Here is an 896-nt window from a genome sequence, read left to right as displayed (position 1 = left end):
TGTAAATAGAAAAAGGTTCCAGAGTCGACAGGACTTTGGATCCTTTTTCAATATACCTTGTTATTGGGCGGTTACGATAGGCAACTAAAAAAAATAAGAATACATGATTTTCGACACTCCCACGCATCCCTTTTAATAAACCAAGGTGAGGATTATCATATAGTAAAAGAACGTTTAGGACATGCTTCAATTACAACAACAATTGATACCTACTCACACTTGTATCCAAGTAAACAGAAAGACTTGGCAGAAAAATTAGATGATTTATTGTAGAAAATACAAGGCATTAGATGTACATATATAATTAGGAAGAAATTTTAAGTAACTCTGGCCAACAATTCTATAGGAAAAAATAAAAGACAAGGCTTAGAAACCTTGTCTTTTAAACTATACCGGCGGCCGGGGTCGAACCGGCACGTCCTTGCGGACACTGGATTTTGAGTCCAGCGCGTCTGCCAATTCCGCCACGCCGGCATATAGTTAAACTGGGGTAGCTGGATTCGAACCAACGCATGAGGGAGTCAAAGTCCCTTGCCTTACCGCTTGGCTATACCCCAATAACAAAATAGGCGAGTGAGGGGAATCGAACCCCCGAATGTCAGAGCCACAATCTGATGTGTTAACCACTTCACCACACCCGCCATAGAACACGGGCAGTAGGAATTGAACCCACACTGAAGGTTTTGGAGACCTTAGTTCTACCTTTAAACTATGCCCGCAAAGGTATGGAGAGAGAGGGATTCGAACCCCCGAACCCGAAGGAGCGGATTTACAGTCCGCCGCGTTTAGCCTCTTCGCTATCTCTCCAAAATATTAAGTTAATGGCGCGAGACGGAATCGAACCGCCGACACATGGAGCTTCAATCCATTGCTCTACCAACTGAGCTACCGAGCCA

At 44.0% G+C, this 896-nt stretch carries 6 tRNA genes and 1 pseudogene; 1 reads left to right on the top strand and 6 read right to left on the bottom strand.

The annotated features are described in order from the left end of the window. Positions 1-75: 75 nt before the first annotated feature. Positions 76-273 (top strand): annotated as a pseudogene (locus ACPC57_RS11555) (tyrosine-type recombinase/integrase); the annotation flags it as partial. A 117-nt stretch (positions 274-390) separates the two neighbouring features. Here ACPC57_RS11555 and ACPC57_RS11550 read toward each other — a convergent pair. From ACPC57_RS11550 to ACPC57_RS11525, 6 genes are all read right to left on the bottom strand, one after another. Next, positions 391-474 (bottom strand) — tRNA-Leu (locus tag ACPC57_RS11550). 11 nt (positions 475-485) lie between these two features. Continuing rightward, a tRNA-Gln gene (locus ACPC57_RS11545) sits at positions 486-557 on the bottom strand. Between the two features lie 11 nt (positions 558-568). After that, a tRNA-His gene (locus tag ACPC57_RS11540) sits at positions 569-641 on the bottom strand. A gap of 7 nt (positions 642-648) precedes the next feature. Continuing rightward, positions 649-719 (bottom strand) — tRNA-Trp (locus tag ACPC57_RS11535). Positions 720-726: 7 nt separating this feature from the next. Further along, positions 727-807, bottom strand: a tRNA-Tyr gene (locus tag ACPC57_RS11530). 15 nt (positions 808-822) lie between these two features. Then, positions 823-895 (bottom strand) — tRNA-Phe (locus ACPC57_RS11525). Between the last annotated feature and the right edge of the window lies 1 nt (position 896).

It is taken from the genome of Streptococcus sp. VTCC 12886 (assembly GCF_049893425.1).
Classification (GTDB): Bacteria; Bacillota; Bacilli; order Lactobacillales; family Streptococcaceae; genus Streptococcus; species Streptococcus suis_AA.
The sequence above is the reverse complement of the archived record's forward strand: the minus strand, read 5'-3'. Positions and strand labels throughout refer to the sequence as shown.